The 18,029-nt window shown below is 48.8% G+C and carries 16 protein-coding genes; 10 read left to right on the forward strand and 6 right to left on the reverse strand.

The genetic code is table 11. From position 1 onward, the window contains the following. Position 1: 1 nt before the first annotated feature. A complete protein-coding gene (locus tag EO763_RS12250; protein WP_161529119.1) occupies positions 2-229 on the reverse strand; it encodes a transcriptional regulator in 228 nt (75 codons plus the stop codon). A 102-nt stretch (positions 230-331) separates the two neighbouring features. On the opposite strand from EO763_RS12250, the gene EO763_RS12255 reads away from it, so the two are divergent. The 8 genes from EO763_RS12255 to EO763_RS12290 all read left to right on the forward strand — a co-directional run bounded on the left by EO763_RS12255 (position 332) and on the right by EO763_RS12290 (position 9,536). Then, positions 332-724: a helix-turn-helix domain-containing protein gene (locus tag EO763_RS12255; RefSeq protein ID WP_161529120.1), complete on the forward strand. Its 393-nt coding sequence runs from the start codon at positions 332-334 to the stop codon at positions 722-724. 122 nt (positions 725-846) lie between these two features. After that, positions 847-1,746: a hypothetical protein gene (locus EO763_RS12260; RefSeq protein WP_102117847.1), complete on the forward strand. Its 900-nt coding sequence runs from the start codon at positions 847-849 to the stop codon at positions 1,744-1,746. A gap of 601 nt (positions 1,747-2,347) precedes the next feature. Continuing rightward, complete coding sequence (locus EO763_RS23820) at positions 2,348-2,431, forward strand: DUF1482 family protein (RefSeq protein WP_341874934.1); 84 nt, start codon at positions 2,348-2,350, stop codon at positions 2,429-2,431. A 678-nt stretch (positions 2,432-3,109) separates the two neighbouring features. After that, complete coding sequence (locus tag EO763_RS23935) at positions 3,110-3,514, forward strand: HNH endonuclease (protein WP_425281364.1); 405 nt, start codon at positions 3,110-3,112, stop codon at positions 3,512-3,514. 138 nt (positions 3,515-3,652) lie between these two features. After that, positions 3,653-6,979: a RecE family exodeoxyribonuclease gene (locus EO763_RS12275; RefSeq protein WP_161529122.1), complete on the forward strand. Its 3,327-nt coding sequence runs from the start codon at positions 3,653-3,655 to the stop codon at positions 6,977-6,979. 9 nt (positions 6,980-6,988) lie between these two features. After that, positions 6,989-8,122 carry a recombinase RecT gene (locus EO763_RS12280; protein ID WP_161529123.1) on the forward strand — a complete coding sequence of 378 codons (1,134 nt, stop codon included), beginning with the start codon at positions 6,989-6,991 and terminating at the stop codon, positions 8,120-8,122. Between the two features lie 75 nt (positions 8,123-8,197). Continuing rightward, a complete protein-coding gene (locus tag EO763_RS12285) occupies positions 8,198-8,470 on the forward strand; it encodes an excisionase (protein WP_161529124.1) in 273 nt (90 codons plus the stop codon). Then, positions 8,445-9,536 (forward strand): tyrosine-type recombinase/integrase, encoded by a 1,092-nt coding sequence (locus EO763_RS12290; protein ID WP_161529125.1) that lies wholly within the window; start codon positions 8,445-8,447, stop codon positions 9,534-9,536. Before EO763_RS12285 ends, EO763_RS12290 begins: the two co-directional genes overlap by 26 nt. Positions 9,537-9,851: 315 nt before the next feature. Here EO763_RS12290 and EO763_RS12295 read toward each other — a convergent pair whose 3' ends face one another. Both EO763_RS12295 and ftnA read right to left on the reverse strand, forming a co-directional pair. After that, positions 9,852-10,208, reverse strand: a complete 357-nt coding sequence (locus tag EO763_RS12295; RefSeq protein ID WP_161529126.1) for a YebY family protein — start codon at positions 10,206-10,208, stop codon at positions 9,852-9,854. Between the two features lie 282 nt (positions 10,209-10,490). Next, the gene (gene ftnA, locus EO763_RS12300) at positions 10,491-10,997 is read right to left on the reverse strand and encodes a non-heme ferritin (RefSeq protein ID WP_039489705.1); all 507 of its coding nucleotides are present in this window, start codon (positions 10,995-10,997) and stop codon (positions 10,491-10,493) included. 372 nt (positions 10,998-11,369) lie between these two features. Between ftnA and EO763_RS12305 the strand changes: the two genes are divergently transcribed. Next, a complete protein-coding gene (locus EO763_RS12305; protein WP_010275841.1) occupies positions 11,370-11,600 on the forward strand; it encodes a DNA polymerase III subunit theta in 231 nt (76 codons plus the stop codon). Positions 11,601-11,953: 353 nt separating this feature from the next. Here the strand turns inward: EO763_RS12305 and EO763_RS12310 are convergent, their stop codons facing one another. After that, a complete protein-coding gene (locus EO763_RS12310; RefSeq protein ID WP_161529127.1) occupies positions 11,954-14,005 on the reverse strand; it encodes a S9 family peptidase in 2,052 nt (683 codons plus the stop codon). 200 nt (positions 14,006-14,205) lie between these two features. On the opposite strand from EO763_RS12310, the gene purT reads away from it, so the two are divergent. Beyond that, complete coding sequence (gene purT / locus EO763_RS12315; protein ID WP_161529128.1) at positions 14,206-15,384, forward strand: formate-dependent phosphoribosylglycinamide formyltransferase; 1,179 nt, start codon at positions 14,206-14,208, stop codon at positions 15,382-15,384. A gap of 112 nt (positions 15,385-15,496) precedes the next feature. Here the strand turns inward: purT and EO763_RS12320 are convergent, their stop codons facing one another. Both EO763_RS12320 and zwf read right to left on the reverse strand, forming a co-directional pair. Further along, complete coding sequence (locus EO763_RS12320) at positions 15,497-16,138, reverse strand: bifunctional 4-hydroxy-2-oxoglutarate aldolase/2-dehydro-3-deoxy-phosphogluconate aldolase (RefSeq protein ID WP_103860831.1); 642 nt, start codon at positions 16,136-16,138, stop codon at positions 15,497-15,499. Between the two features lie 172 nt (positions 16,139-16,310). Beyond that, entirely contained in the window at positions 16,311-17,786 is a 1,476-nt protein-coding gene (gene zwf, locus EO763_RS12325; protein ID WP_161529129.1) for a glucose-6-phosphate dehydrogenase, read from the reverse strand. Between the last annotated feature and the right edge of the window lie 243 nt (positions 17,787-18,029).

Raw genomic sequence — 18,029 nt, forward strand, 5'->3', positions numbered from 1 at the left:
GTTATTTCCGTTCCGCTGGTAAGCCGTCTGTCGGGTTTGGGTAAAGATCGGGGCGTAGTTCGTGGGGAGTTACGCCAGTTGCGTTGTAAATGGCGAGGACATGATTTGACGGGATCGCTCCCTCATGGCGTCGCTTCCAATGGCTTATTGCCATAGATGAAATGCCTAGTAATTCAGCCAATTTAGTGGCGCTACCGGCATTGTTGATGGCTTTATCAAGGGCAGTCATATGTTCTCCTGTGTATCGACACGAATCATTAAACAATAAGTTTAATAAAAGATCAACAATATGAATGTTAATGACCTTAAACATATGGTTTAAAATGACCGCATGAAAGAGAACTCACACCAAGTAGAACACCCGCAAGTTAGGCGGCTAACAGAGTTGATGGAGTTGAAGGGTATCTCGAAAGCAGAGATGGCTCGGATAGCTGGCGTCAGCCCCCAATCGGTTAACAACTGGTTTAACCGTGGAACAGTGGGGAAAAGTTCTGCTCTGAAGTTAGCTGAAGAGCTTGGCGTATCTGTTGCCTGGTTGCTTGGCGAGGATGTCGAAGAATCAACAGGGTTGAGTAGCGATGAAATGAAGATGCTTAACCTTTATCGACAACTCCCCGAGGCCGAGCGCGAACGAATGATCGACCTCTTCCAGCTCCGACTGAAAGAACTGGATGAGTACGTGGAGAAGTATCTCAGGGGTAGGTATAAGCCAACGAGTGAGTAAACCCTCAGCTAACGTGCCGATTTTTTATTTTTAATTAATTAATGTTGCACACAGTAACGGCTAAGCTGGCATTAGACCGGCGGGCAGTGTTATTACCAGGCGAATAATTAATAAGGATAATTATGTCTCAAGAGCTATCACTGTCATTTACTGAAAATATTTATTACTCAACCTCTGAGCCTGTTAGTATTAAGGAAGTTATTGCTTCTCTTCAAGGTTGGGAGGCAATTGTTAAGCAGTCTGAAGGTGTATTGAGAGAAATAACCGGCTCTCATATTCTTGATATTTCAGTGCATGTCCAGCGTCTGGAAGCTGGTAGTCTTTACGAGGATATCGTCGTAAAACTACTATTTGGCACTCAAGAGGAGATGGATAAATTCCTTGAAAGTGTGCATAACAAAATCGGGAATGGGAAAATGAGAAATACTCTCATTACGGCGGTTATCGCAGGGTTGGTTGGCTATGGATTGCTTTTGGCATCCAAGGCAATGAATCCGGCAGTTGCTCCTCACTTTGAAGCCAACAATAATACTATTATAAATATTGGAGCTGGAGAGGCTAACATATCTCCAGAGCGGTTACATTCCGTGATAGAAAGCACGGTAACAAATAAGAAGTCATTAGCAAAAAACGCAGTGAAGACCCTTGTTCCGGCAAGAGGGGATGGTAATTCAACCTTGCAGATAGGCTCTGATAGTACCGCTATCATCATTCCATCTGAGACCATCAAGCAAGCGCCAACTGAAGTAAGTTTTGACCCAGAGACATACACCCAAGACTATCTTGATACCGATGTAGAGATTAGAGCTCTTGATCTTGATAATCCAGAGAGAGGCTGGGCAGCAGTGATCCCGGGACTTGTTGATCGCAGAATAAAACTCGTCTTGGCGCCTGGAATCAACCCCCAAGAATTTAAAGGAAAATTTGCTATCAGGGCTGATATCACAATAACTTACAGGCTTAAGTCTACTGACAATAAATACCAGCCGGTAGAAATATTTTTAAAAGATATCATTAAATAACATTATCCCTACCTCTACCATCCCGCTCCGGCGGGATTTTTTTTGCCTGAAATTCACATCTGACCATGGCGATCCAGATAGCCCTCTCCTCAAGGGGTAAACTTTCTGTTTATCTTTAATTATTCATTTTGTTGACACAACAATAAACATTGTGTTTAATGAACCCATCGAAACGCAGCAACGCCTCAACGCATAACCCACTGAGCAATACCACGAGTTACTCAGTGATGTGGAAGGGCTAAGTAGCCAGCCTGAGGCGAAAGAACATGACGGCAGTTGCTGAGATTTAAGTAATAGCGCAGCAGGTTTCAACGTTCCGCCAGCCGAGCGATAACGGCAGAGGTGTCGATGAATATTCGGCAATTTCGCAGAGCTCAGCGTCTGGCACAAAAGGCGAGAGCGCAAAACGACAGTAAAAAATGGGATGCGGCAAATCGCATCATGGCAAGGGCAACAGGAAGAGGAAATTGATGGAAACACTATTCGCGCTGGTTCTCGTCATCTGTACAACGACTGGCGAATGTCACGAAGCTGTGTTGGGGGTTTACGACACGAAGCTGTGTTGGGGGTTTACGACACGAAGCAGGATTGTGTTGCTGATATGTACGACCAACGAGTTAACGGCGAGTGCTGGCCAGTTGAAGGGATTATCAGGGCTGACGACCAACGGCCCGCAACAAAGTAATCGAGTTCTGACCAATGACTTTTCGCTAGCGGATTGCTGGCATCGGGGAAAAGCGCTTATGCCGGAGTAGCGCCCGGCACACAACTCTACTGAATGAGGGCGCGAGGATGGAACAAGCGTACGAAGAATATTTCAACAGCCTAAAAGAAGGTGATGAGGTGTTGAGCTTCGCTGAATTTGTTGAACGTTGACTGGCAAAAAAGAAACCGAGTGACTTCACCCTGCGCCTAGCGCCCCGAGGCGATAGGTCGGTGACGGCTGGGAAAGACCAGCACACAACAGGTAAGAGCGTTTGGAGGCGAATTCATAGGCCTGTGAAGAATGTTCTTATCGTTGTGGTGTTCTCAAGCGAGATGCAGCGCCGGCCGACGCAAAGACCCGAGAATCGGCTGAGTCACAGGTACTGGTGACCAATACCAAAACAGAGCGGCGGGAAGTAAGTGACGGTAGCGCGTCGGTGCCACAACCGAATCACGTTAGGACCGTGATAGCTGTGCTTAGAAGTGTCTTGTTGTGATGTTTTTCGGCAGTGCGGTTTCTCTTTGCCAATCCGCCGCTTTTTAAAACGCAAAAACGGTAATGTTAACTATGGACTCACCATCAATTACTGACGTGAATAAGATTCTTACTTACGAACCAAATACCGGTTTGTTTAAGTGGAAAGTAAGCCGAGGAAGAATGAGTTCAGGCTGCGTGGCAGGAACTGTAAGCAGAAATGGATATGTGCGAATTGTTTTGAATGGGAGGCCATATCGAGCACACAGGCTCGCGTGGTTAGTGAGTTACGGCGAGTGGCCATTATTACAAATTGATCATGTAAACGGGATCCGGCATGACAACAGGCTAATAAATCTACGCATGTGCTCTCATTCAGAAAACTGCCAAAACACAAAAATAAGAGCAGACAACATAAGCAACATAAAGGGGGTCACTTGGCACAACAGAGAAAATAAATGGAGGGTTTCCATAGGTGTAAGTGGCAGGAGAATAGTTTTAGGAATGTTTAAAGAAATAGAGTTCGCTGAATTAGTGGCTAGTGAGGCAAGAGATAAATATCACGGCACCTTCGCTAGACACTTGTAAAAAAGCCCACCTGAGTGGGCTTCGTTACCCGGTTCGCCGACCAAAGCTTACCGGAATCGAGTTTTGACCAATAACCACTCCCCAAAGGGCGCAATCACTGGCTCAGGGGATTCTACAACCTCAAGGAGTCCCAACGCAATGAATACGTATGCGTTTCTAATCAAAGCAAAAGCCAAATCAGAAAAGAAAAGCCTCTTCTGCTGGCTCTCTGCTAAATCAGACTCACGCGCAGATCGTGAAATCATGAACGTTTTGGAAGATGCCGAAATCCAAACTGGCCGCGGTGGTGATTACAACCTGCCAATCCGCATTGATTTCCCTGTCTTTAACGACTTGCCCGAAGAGGGATGTCTTGATTACACCTGGTTCGATCGCTACGAACTGGCTGAAGATGGGGTTACATGCAAAAAAATCTGCATTATCGAACCTCAATACACGGAAGTTGTCGCCGAGAACACTGCTACGCTACCTGCAGCAGCAACTGTACCGGTAGAAAAACGCTCTCAGAGCGTTCGCATGGCGATCCACCTGCAGAACGACAAATACCTGACCCACGTGACGAAGGAACAGCAACTGGCCGCCAGCGAACTGGCCTCCGGTGAATCCGCTCTCGAAACTGATAACACCTATATGCAGAATTTGCTGCTGGCTACCAGTGACGTTGCTGAATTTGCCGACCTGTCGCTGCACGTCGAGTGGAAGCTGGTGCAGGCAGTTAAAGAAGTGTTCCCGCTGACTGATGAGCCCGACCCCGTGCTGCTGGCCGAGTTCATGACCAGTTGGATCGCCGCCGAACCAGATGCCCGTAATGCGTTAACCGCAGAATGGGAGACCGGCTATCCGCCAGCAGAACCAGCGTCAACCAGCATTCAGGATGATCACGCAACTGACGGCACAATCACTATCGATCAGGCCTCGTTCATTCAACGTATCGGCGGCAGCTGGTTGTATGAGTCATTCACAGAGCTATCTGTTACTCAGCAACGTGAGATCAGCGCATTGCAGCACGATATGGAAGCAACCTACTTCCAAAACCTGCTGCTGGCGCTGAATAACGCTAAAGAACTGTTGCAGGCGCAACACTGCTTCCCTGAGACGCTTTTCGGCCTGATCGGTTCCATCAAATCAGTGTGGCCGCAGGACGGCAAAGCGCCTACCGTTGGCGATATCGTCTCATTCGCTAAAGAGTGGTTAAACGCGCGTAACGAAGATTCCGGCCTTGAGCGTTCGGGTCCGTATCGTTCAGAAGTTACAACGAAGTGGGCGAAAAAGTCCGGTGTGCAGCGCACTGAGTCTGGCGCTATTGCTGGTGATGGTAGCAATACTGATCGCGGATACACGCACACTCTGGACACTCTTGATATTGAAATCGCGTTGTTCACAACGCCATTCGACTTCGATATCTACAATGTTCCCGGCCCTGTATTTCGTCGAGCCAAAGAGATCGTCGCAAACAAAGAACAGCCATTTAAAACATGGAGTCAAACTTTGCGAGCAATGCCGGGCATTTTGAGCGTATTCAAAGCAGGGATAGGCGCTCTAATTCGCAAAGCGAATCAGGATGTCACCCACTTCCCAGACAGTCTCCAGCGGTACATTAACTCAACGCTAACGGCTGAATATTACACGACTCCAACGCAGGAACTATTGGCGCTGGCACGTCACACCCCAGCCAATCCCGCTAAGCAAGAGAACACCGAAACAGACAAAGAATTAGTCACTCAGCCTCAGGTTGAAAACCTTGGTGACGGTAAGTTCTCTATTGAAGGGTTGGTGAGTGATTGCGCAGCAACACAAGAAGAACGAAAAGGCCCGTTCTATATCAAGCAGCCAGCTACAGGGCGCTTTAGCGAGCTATTTACACTGCGAAAATTTAACCAGTTGATTAACGAAGGTTGTGTGGAAATCTCTCACGAGGAATTCCTCCAATTACAAACAGATTTCGCAAGAAAAAACCCTGAAGTTACTGATGAATTTTCAGCAGGAGATACCAGTAATGTGCAGATGGAAGCGGCTGGCAACAAATCGATCGAAGCTGGTGCGGCGGTACCGACGCCAGCGAATGATGATGGCTCTATTGAAGAAGCGCAGGCAGCTCTCGAATCAGCTGTAAATAAATGGATTGGCGAAGGTGCCGCCGCTGCGGAACCAGCAGAGCCAACAGTCACGGACGAACCGCCATACTTTGAACCTGGTCGTTATGAGGGCGTGCCTAATAACGATTACCACGCGGCGAACGGCGTCAGCTCAACGCAGGTGAAAGACGCGCGGGTTAGTCTGATGTATTTCAACGCGCGTCATGTGGCTAAAACTATCGCGCGTGAGAACTCAAAAGTGCTCGATATGGGTAACTTGGTGCATGCGCTGGCGCTGCAACCAGAAAATCTTATGGCTGAATTCAGCGTTGAGCCGGAGATTCCAGTTGGCGCGTTCACAACAACGGCGACGATACGAGCGTTTATCGACAAATACAACGGCACTCTGCCAGCGCCGCTTTCTGCTGATGATATCAAAGCCTTACTGGACGAGTACAACGCCACCCTGACGCCGCAGGTAGCGCTCGGCGCATCGCTGGAGGAAACCGGACAAAGCTACATGGCGCTTCCTGCTGAATTCCAGCGCATTGAAGACGGCCAGAAGCAGACTGCTAGCGCAATGAAAGCCTGTATCAAAGAGTACAACGCCACCCTGACACCGCAGGTTAAAACCAGCGGGAGCCGCGACGCGCTGCTGGAGCAACTGGCGCTTACTAATCCCGACCTGGTCGCGCAGGAAGCACAGAAGCCCGCGCAGCTTAAAGTTTCCGGTACCAAGTACGATCTGATTCAGTCCGTTAAATCGGTTAATCCAGATGCGGTATTCGCTGACGAACTGCTCGACGCATGGCGCGAGAATCCAGAAGAAAAAATACTGGTCACCCGCGCGCAGCTGGCAACAGCCCAAGCTATTCAGAAATCGCTGCTGAATCACCCGACCGCTGGGAAGTTGCTGACTCACCCGAGCCGCGCCGTTGAAGTGAGTTATTTCGGATTTGACGACGAAACAGGGCTCGAAGTCCGTGTGCGGCCTGACCTTGAAATCGATCTTGACGGTGTGCGCATCGGCTGTGATCTGAAAACAATCAGCATGTGGAACGTCAAGCAGGATGGCCTGCGGGCAAAGCTTCACCGTGAAATCATAGACCGCGATTATCACCTGAGTGCGGCAATGTATAGCGAAACAGCGGCGCTCGATCAGTTTTTCTGGATTTTCGTAAACAAAGACGAGAACTACCACTGGATCGCAATAGTCGAGGCCTCGGAAGAACTGCTGGAATTGGGCATGCTCGAATACAGAAAATCCATGCGCGCCATCGCTACAGGATTTGATACAGGTGAGTGGCCAGCACCAATCACTGATGATTACGCCGACGAACTCAACGACTTTGACGTGCGCCGCCTTGAAGCGCTGCGCGCACAGGCATAAGGGGGAAATATGGCTGCCAATGAACTGATCAATATAAAAGCAAATCTGGACGTCGAGTTAGTGCCAGTGCGTTCCATTCTACCTGCGCACGTCCCATATGAGCGTTTTGCCAACGCCGCAGCTGTGGCTCTGGCCTCTAACAATGATCTTTATAATGCCGACCACCAATCCGTTATTAATGCTCTAACAGCCTGCGCAAAAGACGGACTCATTCCGGATAACCGCGAAGCCGCGATGGTGGTCTATAAGAAAAAACAGGCAAACGGCGACTGGAAGTTGATCGCCCAGTACATGCCTATGATAGATGGCGTCCTCAAACGCGCACGCCAGTCGGGAGAGATATCAATCATCGCTGCTCGAGCGGTCTACGAAAAAGATAAATTTCGCGTCTGGCTCGATGACAGCGGTGAACATATCCACTACGAACCAACGCTGGGATCTCGGGGTGAGATGATCGGGTCTGTCGCATATGCTCGGATGAAGACAGGAGAATTTCAGTTCGAATGGCTCAACCTTGACGACATTGAAAAAGTTCGTGCCGCCAGTAAAAACAGCGACAAAGGGCCGTGGGTTGACTGGTATGAATCTATGGCAAGGAAATCAGCAGCGCATCGACTATGCCGCCGCCTGCCTAACAATTCTGAAATCATGGAAATGCTGGAGCAGGGAACCGAAATGGTCTGGCAGAGAGAGAAGGATATCACTCCGCCACGCGCTAGCCTGAAAGATTTCACCGCTGCGCAGGATCCTGATGCGCCGGAAAGCGCAGCCACTTCGCAGGAGTCCACCAGCAGCATCGATGCGCTGGCTAATGATTTACGAGATCAGATCGAAAATGCTAATGACACTGATAGAGCCACGGCCATTCGCGCTGAAATTGAATCTAAAAAATCAGTTCTCGGTACCGCGTTATTTACTGAGCTGAAAAACAATGCTGTGAGGCGGTTTCACATGGTTGACGCCAGAAATCAAATTGAGGCAGAGATCAATTCCCTCCCGCAGCCTGACGAACCTGGCGCAATTGAAAAATTCGCTGCACTGGAAAAGTCACTGGCAGCGGCAAAACGGAAGCTCGGCGACGAGCTGCATGATCAGTTCGCTGTAACGCTGTGCGATATGAAGCCCGAGTATATCAATAGCTAAATAGTCTGGGGAGGTTCGCCCTCCCCGCTAAAACTGATTCTGATAAATCTAAATGTATAACGTTATGAGGTGAATATGGGAAAGCTCATCACGCTAAACGAATGGCGCGAGCGCCGTTACTCAAAAGACAGCTTACCAACAATACAAACTGTTCAGCGTTGGGCTAGAGCTGGGAAGATCTATCCGACTCCAGAAATACAGGGGCGTGAATATCGAGTCAGCGAAGATGCCGTATTTATCAATCCAAAAGATTACAAGCTTTCGCGTCGGATAATCGCGGAAAGCAACGGTTTTAATTCGGAACTTGTAAGGAAAATTATCGATGGCAAAAAGGCCAGCGAGGTATGATACCAATCTGCCAAAGAATTTAACGTACAGGCGTCGCGAAAAATCGTTCTATTGGCGTAACCCAATTACCAATCAAGAGATCTCGCTAGGACGAATATCACGCAAGGATGCGATTGGGCAAACCATAGAAGCAAACCACTACATTGAACAGAATTATTCCCCTGTAGTTTTACTGGAAAAACTAAAGAATACGAAGACGGACGCTCTTATTACTGTTGATGTGTGGTTAGAGCGTTACAGTGTAATTATTAAGCGCCGAGATTTAGCCGAAAACACATACAAAATACGGTCTGGTCAACTCGCGACAATTCGACAGTCACTGGGAAATAAAAATCTAAAAGAGGTGACAACAAAAGACATTGCTGAGTTCTTAGAGGTTTATTTGCAGCAAGAGAAATTATCTATGGCCGCAGGTTTTCGATCCGTTCTATCTGATATTTTTCGCGAGGCTATTGTTGAAGGCCACATCGATAATAATCCGGTATTACCAACACGAACACCGCAGCCGAACGTAAAACGCGAGAGGTTAGAACTTGAACAATATAAAGCCATCCGCGTTGCTGCTGAAAAGCAGCCTGTGTGGTTTCAATTGTCCATGGATTTAGCGCTCGTTACTGGACAGCGCAGAGAGGACATTGTCGCAATTAAATTCAGCGATATTGTTAGTGATCGACTGCTGATAGAGCAAGGGAAGACAGGGAGTAAATTGGCACTGCCGCTAAACCTAGCAATTGATGCCATAGAGTTGCGTCTGTGCGATGTTGTTGAACAATGTCGCAAAGCCAGTAAAACCGACTATATGATTAGCTCTGGGATTAGAAAAAACAGCCCGAATGGAGCAATTGAGGTCAACGGGCTGACAAAGGGATTTGTTAAAGCGAGAAATGCGTCAGGGATTGAGCTGAATGAGAGGCCACCGACATTTCATGAGATAAGAAGTCTCGCGGGCAGGTTGTATGAAAAGGAGCGCGGAAAGGAATTTGCTCAAAAGTTACTAGGTCACAAATCAGCAAAAATGACAGAGAAATATCTGGATATGCGAGGGAAAGATTACGTCTATTTATAAAAGACCGTATATCAATTTTCGGGGAAATTTCGGGATTTTTCGGGATCTAGAAAATAAACCCCTTAAAAACAATAACTTAAAAAAAGACCGAATACGATTCCTGTATTCGGTCTAGGGAAATGGCTCTTGGGAGAGCCGTGCGCTAAAAGTTGGCATTTATACAAGCTGTACTAGCCCTGTAGACTTAAGCTTAGCCAACTCCCTCACGTTTTCCAGCATCAACCTGTTCGCAATCATCACAAATGGAACAGATTTCACACTTTGTTTTAACCGTAAAGAAGTAACTGATTAACATTAATAAGTAAAACAATCACTTCATGGCTTAGCGTCTGGCTGGCACAGTTGCTCTGCACGTTCGATAAATGGTTGCAGGCTTTTCTTCTGTCCGGGATGCTTAGGGTCATCAAGCCAGATGACGTCTATCGGCTGCGCACTCACCTGTCCAGACTTCATTTGCACAATAGCAACATCGTTTAGCGGATATTGCATCAACGTCCCAGTATGTAAGGCGTACAGCGCATTGCCAGGACGGCAAATCAGTTGAACTTCTTCACGCGTGAAAGCCCAGCGATCGCCGTATTCAAACCTGCTGATATTTGCCAGTTTAGCGGCAGCAAAAGCATTCACGGAAAGTGAGGTAAGCACGATAGATAGCAAAAATTTCTTCATCATGGTATTCCCGACATGGCGTATTCAGACAATGATGTGTGTGAGTTTTGCAGCCTTATCCGAATCAGAGAAAGACAGCCTCAAACCTTATAAAACAGAACGTTGTATATCACGACTGATGCGATCATAGCGACAGAGGAAGGTGAAGTCGAGTGTGGAGTTCAGGAATAATATTGGCAGCCAGTAACGGCAGAAGAAGCGTTCGGGAGGGAAAAAGGCGGGATAAGAAAAACATTATCCCGCGTCATTCAACTAATCATTGGCCGACAAAAGCGTCGCTTGTCGTTAGGCTGACGGTGCCGCCGCAGACATTTTTTTCAGATCCTGATCGATGAAGAACAGGCCGCCTTCGCTGGCTTTGACTAACGCCAATTTGTCCAGGATAGAACGGAACAGTTTCTCTTCTTCGTGCTGCTCAGCAACGTACCATTGCAGGAAGTTAAATGTAGAGTAATCCTGCAGCGCCATTGCCTCATGTGCCAGCTCATTAATTTTTGCAGTGATCAGCTGTTCGTGTTCATAAGTCAGCTTGAAGACATCAGCCAGTGAATCGAAATCAATCGGCGGTGCAGCAATCGCGCCTAATATCGGTAAGCTTCCGGTGTCGTCCAGATAGTCAAACAGGCGCTGCATGTGTTGCATTTCTTCCTGAGAATGCGTCTTCAGGAAACTGGACGCGCCTTCAAAACCTTTGTCACCGCACCATGCGCTCATTTGCAGATACAAATTCGCGGAATAAAACTCCAGATTAAGTTGCTCATTCAGCTTCTGAATCATTTCTTTTTTTAACATGCTAACTCCCTATTTTCCAGGCAGGTGAAATTATTTAGGGCATTATGCCTGAAAAAATAAAATAAAAAACACTTTATTAACATTGATAATTAATTAACAGAAAATACAATTAAATCAATAAATTACAAATCATGTTATTGATATTTATTATCACTTAACCCTTAAAGGAAATATATTATTGCGAATCATTTTTATTATCAAAAATAACAACCACGAGATATATCATTTATGAGGCATTGGTATTAAAAATGATTCCCATTTCGTAATGAGAATAATAAACATCCACATGATAAGGTGAACGCTTGCCATTTTCCTGTCACTACTTTACCGTGACACGCATCAGTCTGTGGCCAATAGGCAGGAGAAAACGGTATGGGATACAATCTGGCAGAATTGTCCAAAGAAGAGATGGATAAAGTTAACGTAGACTTGGCGGCGTCAGGCGTTGCCTTCAAAGAACGTTACAATATGCCGGTCATTCCCGAGGTCGTTGAGAGAGAGCAACCCGAGTACTTGCGTGACTATTTTCGCGAACGCGTGATGTTTTACCGCCAGCGGTCGCTACAGTTCTCTCGTTTACCCTACGAACCTAAGTCTAAGTAGGCTTATCCTTCATTCCAACCTACGACGACCTTGCCGTGGAAAACATCTCTTCCACGATTTACATTCTTACACAGCAAAAACGATTTTCTGCTTGCATATCGGCCCGCACAAGAGGTTAATGAAGCGGCAACCTACCCTTTTATCACGCGAGGCAAGATATGAGTAAAGGTTTGGATAGCAAAAAAAACAGTAAGAAGAAGCCACTAAAAACGGCAGCCGAAAAACGTGCCGATAAAAAGGCGAAGAAACCACAGGCTGATATTACCTGAGTACTGATATTACCTAAGTAATATGCCATGCTGATAGGGTAAACCCGAAAACGGGTTTACCCTCATAACCGCAGTTGCTAGCCCTTATTCGTGACCGTCCCCAGCCATTTCAAGTACCATCAGCAGAAAAGCATATTCCAACGCAATATCATCGTACCGTTTGAAACGGCCGGATTTTCCGCCGTGCCCCGCATCCATATCGGTGTATAGCAGCACCAAACGATCGTCCGTTTTGACTTCTCGCAACTTCGCCACCCACTTCGCAGGTTCCCAATACTGAACCTGAGAGTCGTGTAACCCAGTAGTTACCAGTAAATGCGGATAGCGTTGCGCGGTAATGCCATCATAGGGGCTGTATTGTTTTATGTAGTCATAATAGATTTGTTCATTCGGATCGCCCCACTCGTCATACTCTCCGGTCGTCAACGGGATAGACTCATCCAGCATTGTCGTCAGCACATCAACGAATGGAACCTGAGCAACAACGCCCTTAAATAGATCGGGAGCCATGTTCACTACCGCCCCCATCAATAGTCCGCCTGCACTGCCCCCCATGGCGAACATATTGTTCCTATCGCCATAACCTTTTTCTATCAATGCCTGAGACACATCGATGAAGTCAGTGAAGGAATGCATTTTATTGAGCAGGCGACCATCGTCGTACCACTGTTGACCCAGCTCGCCGCCACCGCGAATGTGCGTTAAGGCAAAAACGAACCCTCTGTCCAGCAAGCTCAGACGGCTAACGCTAAAATCCGGGTCCATGCTATGGCTATACGCGCCATAGCCGTAGACCAGTATCGGGTTCTTACCTGTGCTGAAATGATCGCGATGGTAAACGAGGGAAACGGGAACGTCGACGCCATCCCGAACCTTGATCCACAAGCGTTCGCTCCGATAATTGTCTGGGGAGAAATCTTTCACTTCAGCCTGTTTAAGCAACTGCTGTTCGCCCGTATCCAGATTCAATTCATACTGCGTGCTGGGGGTCGTCATTGATGAATAACCATACCGCATCAGTGTCGTTTCTGGCGTAGGGTTGTACGACAGCCACGTCACATAGCTCGCATCATTAAAGGTGATCGCTTTCTCTTCCCGCGTATGCCAGTGAATCTGGCGCAAGCTGGTCAAACCGCGTTCCCGTTCTTCAACCACCAGCCAGTCACGGAACAGCTCAAAACCTTCCAGTACGCGGTGTTCATGTGGCGCAATCAACGTTTCCAGCGCTTGCTCATCGGGCCTATCCGAACGGTAAAGGCCAAAATTTTTACCTTCGCGATTGGAACGCAGATAAAACGAGTCCTGATAGTGATCGATGCCATATTCATGATCTTTTCGACGAGGAATGCATACCTGCGGCACCGCGTCCGGGCACGTAGCGTCGAGCAACAACACCTCACTCGTCGTAGTACTACTGAGATAAATGGTGATGTAGTGCTCTGATGTCGTTTTGCTCAGGCTAACGTAATAGGTATCGTCTTTCTCTTCATAGACCAGCTCATCCAACGCCGGATCGCTCCCCAGACGGTGGCGATAGACCTGATACGGCAACAGCGTTTTCTCATGTTTGCGCACGTAATACAGAACCGTCGAATCCGCCGACCACTCCGCCCCTGCGGTCACATTTTCTATCACATCCGGTAGCCATTCGCCGTTGTTCAGATCGCGAAAACGAAGCGTGTACTGTCGACGGGATAAAAAGTCCTCCGAGAGCGCCAGCAGCGTGTTGTCAGGGCTAACCTCAAGCGTGCCGAGACTATAAAACTCATGCCCTTCCGCACGTTGATTCCCATCCAGCAGCGTTTCCCATGCGTCTGTTGCCTGCTCAGGCTGACGCAAATAGATGGCGTACTCTTTACCCTGCTCATAGCGACTTTGGTAGCGATAGCCTTTTCTGACATACGGCACAGACATATCCGTCGACGGAATTCGTTTGACCATTTCGTCATACAGCGACCGTTTACGTGCTTCATGAGGTGCCATGATGGCTTCGCTATAGGTATTTTCCTGCGTCAGATAGTCCAACACCAGTGGATCGGTACGCTGGTCATCGCGCAGCCAGTAATAATTGTCGATACGCGTATCGCCATGCGTACTTAGTGCGTGGGGTCTTTTTTCAGCTTGCGGTGTCTTCATGGCGTCGGATCTCGTTGTCTTGACATAAAATTTTCGCGTTGCAAGAAGAGTGGCACGATTGCCCAGCAATGCCAAGCCACGTCCTTGTCTCTTGGTGCGCTTTTGCGCACCGCATTCCACTGCACGCCCTCTTTAATGCGCACGCAAACGTTTTCGTTTATACTGCGGCCATTTTTCACAACCCGATCAGGTATAAGGTTATGTTAACGATTGGAACCGCCCTGCGTGCGGATGCCACACGAGTGATGCTGCTTGGCTCCGGTGAATTAGGCAAAGAAGTGGCGATTGAGTGTCAGCGCCTGGGAATCGAAGTGATTGCGGTCGATCGCTATGCCGATGCTCCCGCCATGCAGGTTGCGCACCGCAGCCACGTCATCAATATGTTGGATGGCGATGCATTAAAAGCGTTGGTTGAAGCCGAGCGTCCTGATTACATCGTGCCAGAAATTGAAGCCATCGCTACCGACATGCTGGTGACGCTGGAAAAACAGGGTCACCATGTTGTTCCTTGTGCCGAAGCCACACGCCTGACGATGAACCGTGAAGGTATCCGTCGTCTGGCTGCCGAAACACTCGGCATTCCCACTTCCACCTACCGTTTTGCCGACAGTGAAGAGAGTTTTCGTCAGGCTGTAGACGCGATTGGCTATCCCTGTATTGTTAAACCAGTCATGAGTTCTTCTGGCAAAGGGCAAAGCCTAATTCGCTCTGCTGAGCAGTTAGATCAAGCGTGGCACTACGCCCAGCAGGGTGGACGAGCAGGCGGCGGCCGCGTCATCGTGGAAGGGCTGGTTAATTTTGATTTCGAAATCACTCTGCTAACCATCCATGCGGTTGACGGCATTCATTTCTGTGCGCCAATCGGCCATCGACAGGAAGACGGCGACTATCGTGAATCCTGGCAGCCACAGCAGATGAGTGCGCTGGCACAGGAACGCGCACAGAAGATGGCCAGCGATGTCGTGAAAGCGCTCGGCGGTTATGGCCTGTTCGGCGTTGAGCTGTTCGTCTGCGGCGATGAGGTCATTTTCAGCGAAGTCTCCCCTCGCCCGCACGATACCGGCATGGTGACGATGATTTCTCAAGACTTGTCAGAGTTTGCACTGCACGTTCGTGCTTTTCTGGGGCTACCCATTGGCGCAGTTCGTCAGTATGGCGCATCAGCTTCCGCCGTGATTTTACCGGAACTGGATAGCAACAACGCGCGTTATCAGGGGCTGGAAAGCGCACTACTCCCTCATACGCAAATTCGTCTGTTTGGTAAACCAGATATCAGCGGTAAGCGCCGTATGGGTGTCGCATTAGCCAGTGCGGAAACCACGGATGATGCAGTGGCAATCGCCAAACGCGTTGCCTCAGCGGTAAAAATCAGCGGCTGATACGTTCTATTGCTGACGGGTGACATCAGACGTCACTGACGGCAGATAAAACGCCCACCATAAAAAAGGCCACTCGCAGTGAGTGGCCTTCATCATTCAGTAACGAACAAACTTACGCTTTCGCGCCTGCAACCGCTTCACGCGCCAGTTCAGTAATACGCGCGTAATCACCGCTTTCCAGCGCGTCGTTCGGCACCAGCCAGGAACCACCTACGCACAGCACGCTTTTCAGCGCCAGATAGTCGCGGTAGTTATTCGGCGTAATGCCACCGGTTGGGCAGAAACGGATATGAGCAAACGGACCCCCGATCGCCTGAAGCGCTTTTACGCCGCCGTTAGCTTCCGCTGGGAAGAATTTGAACTCACGTAGGCCGTAATCCATACCCAACATCAGTTCAGACACGGTGCTGATACCAGGAATCAACGGGATGTTGCCTTCCGTCGCCGCTTTCAGCAGCGGCTCAGTCAGGCCTGGGCTGATGGCAAACTGCGCACCAGCTTCAACGACCGCAGCCAGTTGCTCAGGGTTTGTTACCGTACCCGCACCCACGATGGCTTCCGGTACTTCTTTCGCAATCGCGCGAATCGCGTCGATGGCGCAGTCGGTACGCAATGTCAGTTCCAGAACGCGAACGCCGCCCGCGACTAACGCTTTTGCCATCGGCACCGCGTGTTCCAGTTTGTTAACCACAATCACAGGAACAACGGGACCCGTTGTCAAGATCTGTTCCGCGCTCGTTTTCCAGTTTTTCATCAAAAGTTATCTCCAGTCATGCCCGAAGGCACCATTAATTATATAGCGCGCCCCTGCCACAGGGATCTGCGTCGCCGCAGATGTCCGACCGCACCGTGAGCCATACATTAAAAACTGTGGGATGCCGACCGTCCTCGATCAGCCTCCCCATTACTGACGTATTATTAAAAAATTATTCAAACTCATTCCAAGAACGGCCATCGCGGGTAATCATCGCCACGGATGCCACCGGCCCCCAACTTCCAGCCTGATACGGTTTCGGTGCATCGTTGTCCATCGCCCACGCATCCATGATGGAATCCACCCATTTCCAGGCTTCTTCAACTTCATCACGACGGACAAACAGCGCCTGAATCCCACGCATGGTTTCCAACAGCAGACGCTCATAAGCATCCGCTAAATGCTGCTGATTAAAGGTTTCCGAGAAGCTCAGATCCAGTTTCACCGTTTGCAGGCGGTGCTTGTGCTCTAATCCCGGAATTTTATTCAGAATCTGGATTTCCACACCTTCATCCGGTTGCAAGCGAATGATCAGCTTGTTCTGCGGCAACTGCTGGTAAGAATCATGGAACAGGTTCAGCGCAGGGTTCTTAAAGTACACGACGACTTCTGAACATTTGGTCGGCAGACGTTTACCGGTACGCAGGTAGAACGGCACGCCAGACCAGCGCCAGTCATCGATATCAACGCGAATCGAGACGAAGGTTTCCGTGCTACTGCTTTTGTTCGCGCCCTCTTCTTCCAGATAGCCCGGCACTTTATGCCCCTGAACAAAACCACCCGTGTATTGGCCGCGTACGGTCGTTTCATGCACATTGGAGCGATCGATACGACGCAGTGAACGCAGCACTTTCACTTTTTCATCACGGATGCGGTCAGTCGTCAAATCAGACGGCGGCGACATCGCAATCATCGTCAGAATCTGTAACAGGTGGTTCTGGATCATATCGCGCATCTGGCCAGCTTTATCAAAATAGCCCCAGCGCCCTTCAATCCCAACTTCCTCGGCTACCGTGATCTGTACATGATCGATCGTCCGGTTGTCCCAGTTTGAGGAGAACAGCGAGTTGGCAAAACGCAGCGCCAACAGGTTCAGAACGGTCTCTTTACCCAGATAGTGGTCGATGCGGTAAACCTGACACTCGTTAAAGAATTCCGCGACCTGATCGTTAATGACGCGAGAAGACGCCAGATCGGTCCCCAGCGGTTTTTCCATTACCACGCGCGCGGGCTCTTTATTCAGCCCTGCGGTTCCCAATCCTTTGCAGATCGCACCGAATGTACTGGGCGGCATCGCAAAATAGTTGATGGTGGTACGGTTTTTCTGGTCAAGCATCTTGCCCAGTTTGTTGAAGGCTTTGGTGTCTTCCACATCAAGATTGCAGAAATCCAGCCGACTGCTTAGCGTTTCCCACAACTTATCGTCGATGGCTTCTTTCATAAAGGTGTCAAGCGCTTCGCGCACGACGCGGGTATACTCCGCTTTATCCCAATCCGCACGGCCCACCCCGATAATTCTGGTGTCCGCATGGATGTGACCTGCTTTTTCCAACTGGTAAAGGGAAGGCAGCAATTTACGGCGTGCCAGATCGCCCTTAGCACCGAAAATAACCAGATCGCACGCTTGGGCTGTTGAAGTTACCGCCATGTTCATCTCCTCGTTGCAGGATGCTGTAATTTTATTACAGCGATAATGTACTCTTTTTGACTACAGCCAGTAAACCCATCATAAAAATGCCAAATAATGGTCGGTATTGACTGAAAACCATGCATAAATCGGTCTGTAGAGTGGCTGAAGTCACTTATGCATTCGCCCTAAAACGAAATTTTTCGTCGTTTCTGACAGTCGATTACTTTTCTGAAAGTTAGACACATGTCATGTTCTGGCAAA

The organism is Pectobacterium odoriferum, from assembly GCF_009931295.1.
Lineage (GTDB): Bacteria > Pseudomonadota > Gammaproteobacteria > Enterobacterales > Enterobacteriaceae > Pectobacterium > Pectobacterium odoriferum.

Coding starts and splice junctions, on each gene's coding strand:
- EO763_RS23935 (WP_425281364.1), top strand. CDS start 3,110: ATGAGTTCAGGCTGCGTGGCAGGAACTGTAAGCAGAAATGGATATGTG.
- EO763_RS12285 (WP_161529124.1), top strand. CDS start 8,198: ATGGGAAAGCTCATCACGCTAAACGAATGGCGCGAGCGCCGTTACTCA.
- EO763_RS12310 (WP_161529127.1), bottom strand. CDS start 14,005: ATGAAGACACCGCAAGCTGAAAAAAGACCCCACGCACTAAGTACGCAT.
- EO763_RS12275 (WP_161529122.1), top strand. CDS start 3,653: ATGAATACGTATGCGTTTCTAATCAAAGCAAAAGCCAAATCAGAAAAG.
- EO763_RS12255 (WP_161529120.1), top strand. CDS start 332: ATGAAAGAGAACTCACACCAAGTAGAACACCCGCAAGTTAGGCGGCTA.
- ftnA (WP_039489705.1), bottom strand. CDS start 10,997: ATGTTAAAAAAAGAAATGATTCAGAAGCTGAATGAGCAACTTAATCTG.
- zwf (WP_161529129.1), bottom strand. CDS start 17,786: ATGGCGGTAACTTCAACAGCCCAAGCGTGCGATCTGGTTATTTTCGGT.
- EO763_RS23820 (WP_341874934.1), top strand. CDS start 2,348: ATGTACGACCAACGAGTTAACGGCGAGTGCTGGCCAGTTGAAGGGATT.
- EO763_RS12280 (WP_161529123.1), top strand. CDS start 6,989: ATGGCTGCCAATGAACTGATCAATATAAAAGCAAATCTGGACGTCGAG.
- EO763_RS12260 (WP_102117847.1), top strand. CDS start 847: ATGTCTCAAGAGCTATCACTGTCATTTACTGAAAATATTTATTACTCA.
- EO763_RS12320 (WP_103860831.1), bottom strand. CDS start 16,138: ATGAAAAACTGGAAAACGAGCGCGGAACAGATCTTGACAACGGGTCCC.
- purT (WP_161529128.1), top strand. CDS start 14,206: ATGTTAACGATTGGAACCGCCCTGCGTGCGGATGCCACACGAGTGATG.
- EO763_RS12295 (WP_161529126.1), bottom strand. CDS start 10,208: ATGATGAAGAAATTTTTGCTATCTATCGTGCTTACCTCACTTTCCGTG.
- EO763_RS12305 (WP_010275841.1), top strand. CDS start 11,370: ATGGGATACAATCTGGCAGAATTGTCCAAAGAAGAGATGGATAAAGTT.
- EO763_RS12250 (WP_161529119.1), bottom strand. CDS start 229: ATGACTGCCCTTGATAAAGCCATCAACAATGCCGGTAGCGCCACTAAA.
- EO763_RS12290 (WP_161529125.1), top strand. CDS start 8,445: ATGGCAAAAAGGCCAGCGAGGTATGATACCAATCTGCCAAAGAATTTA.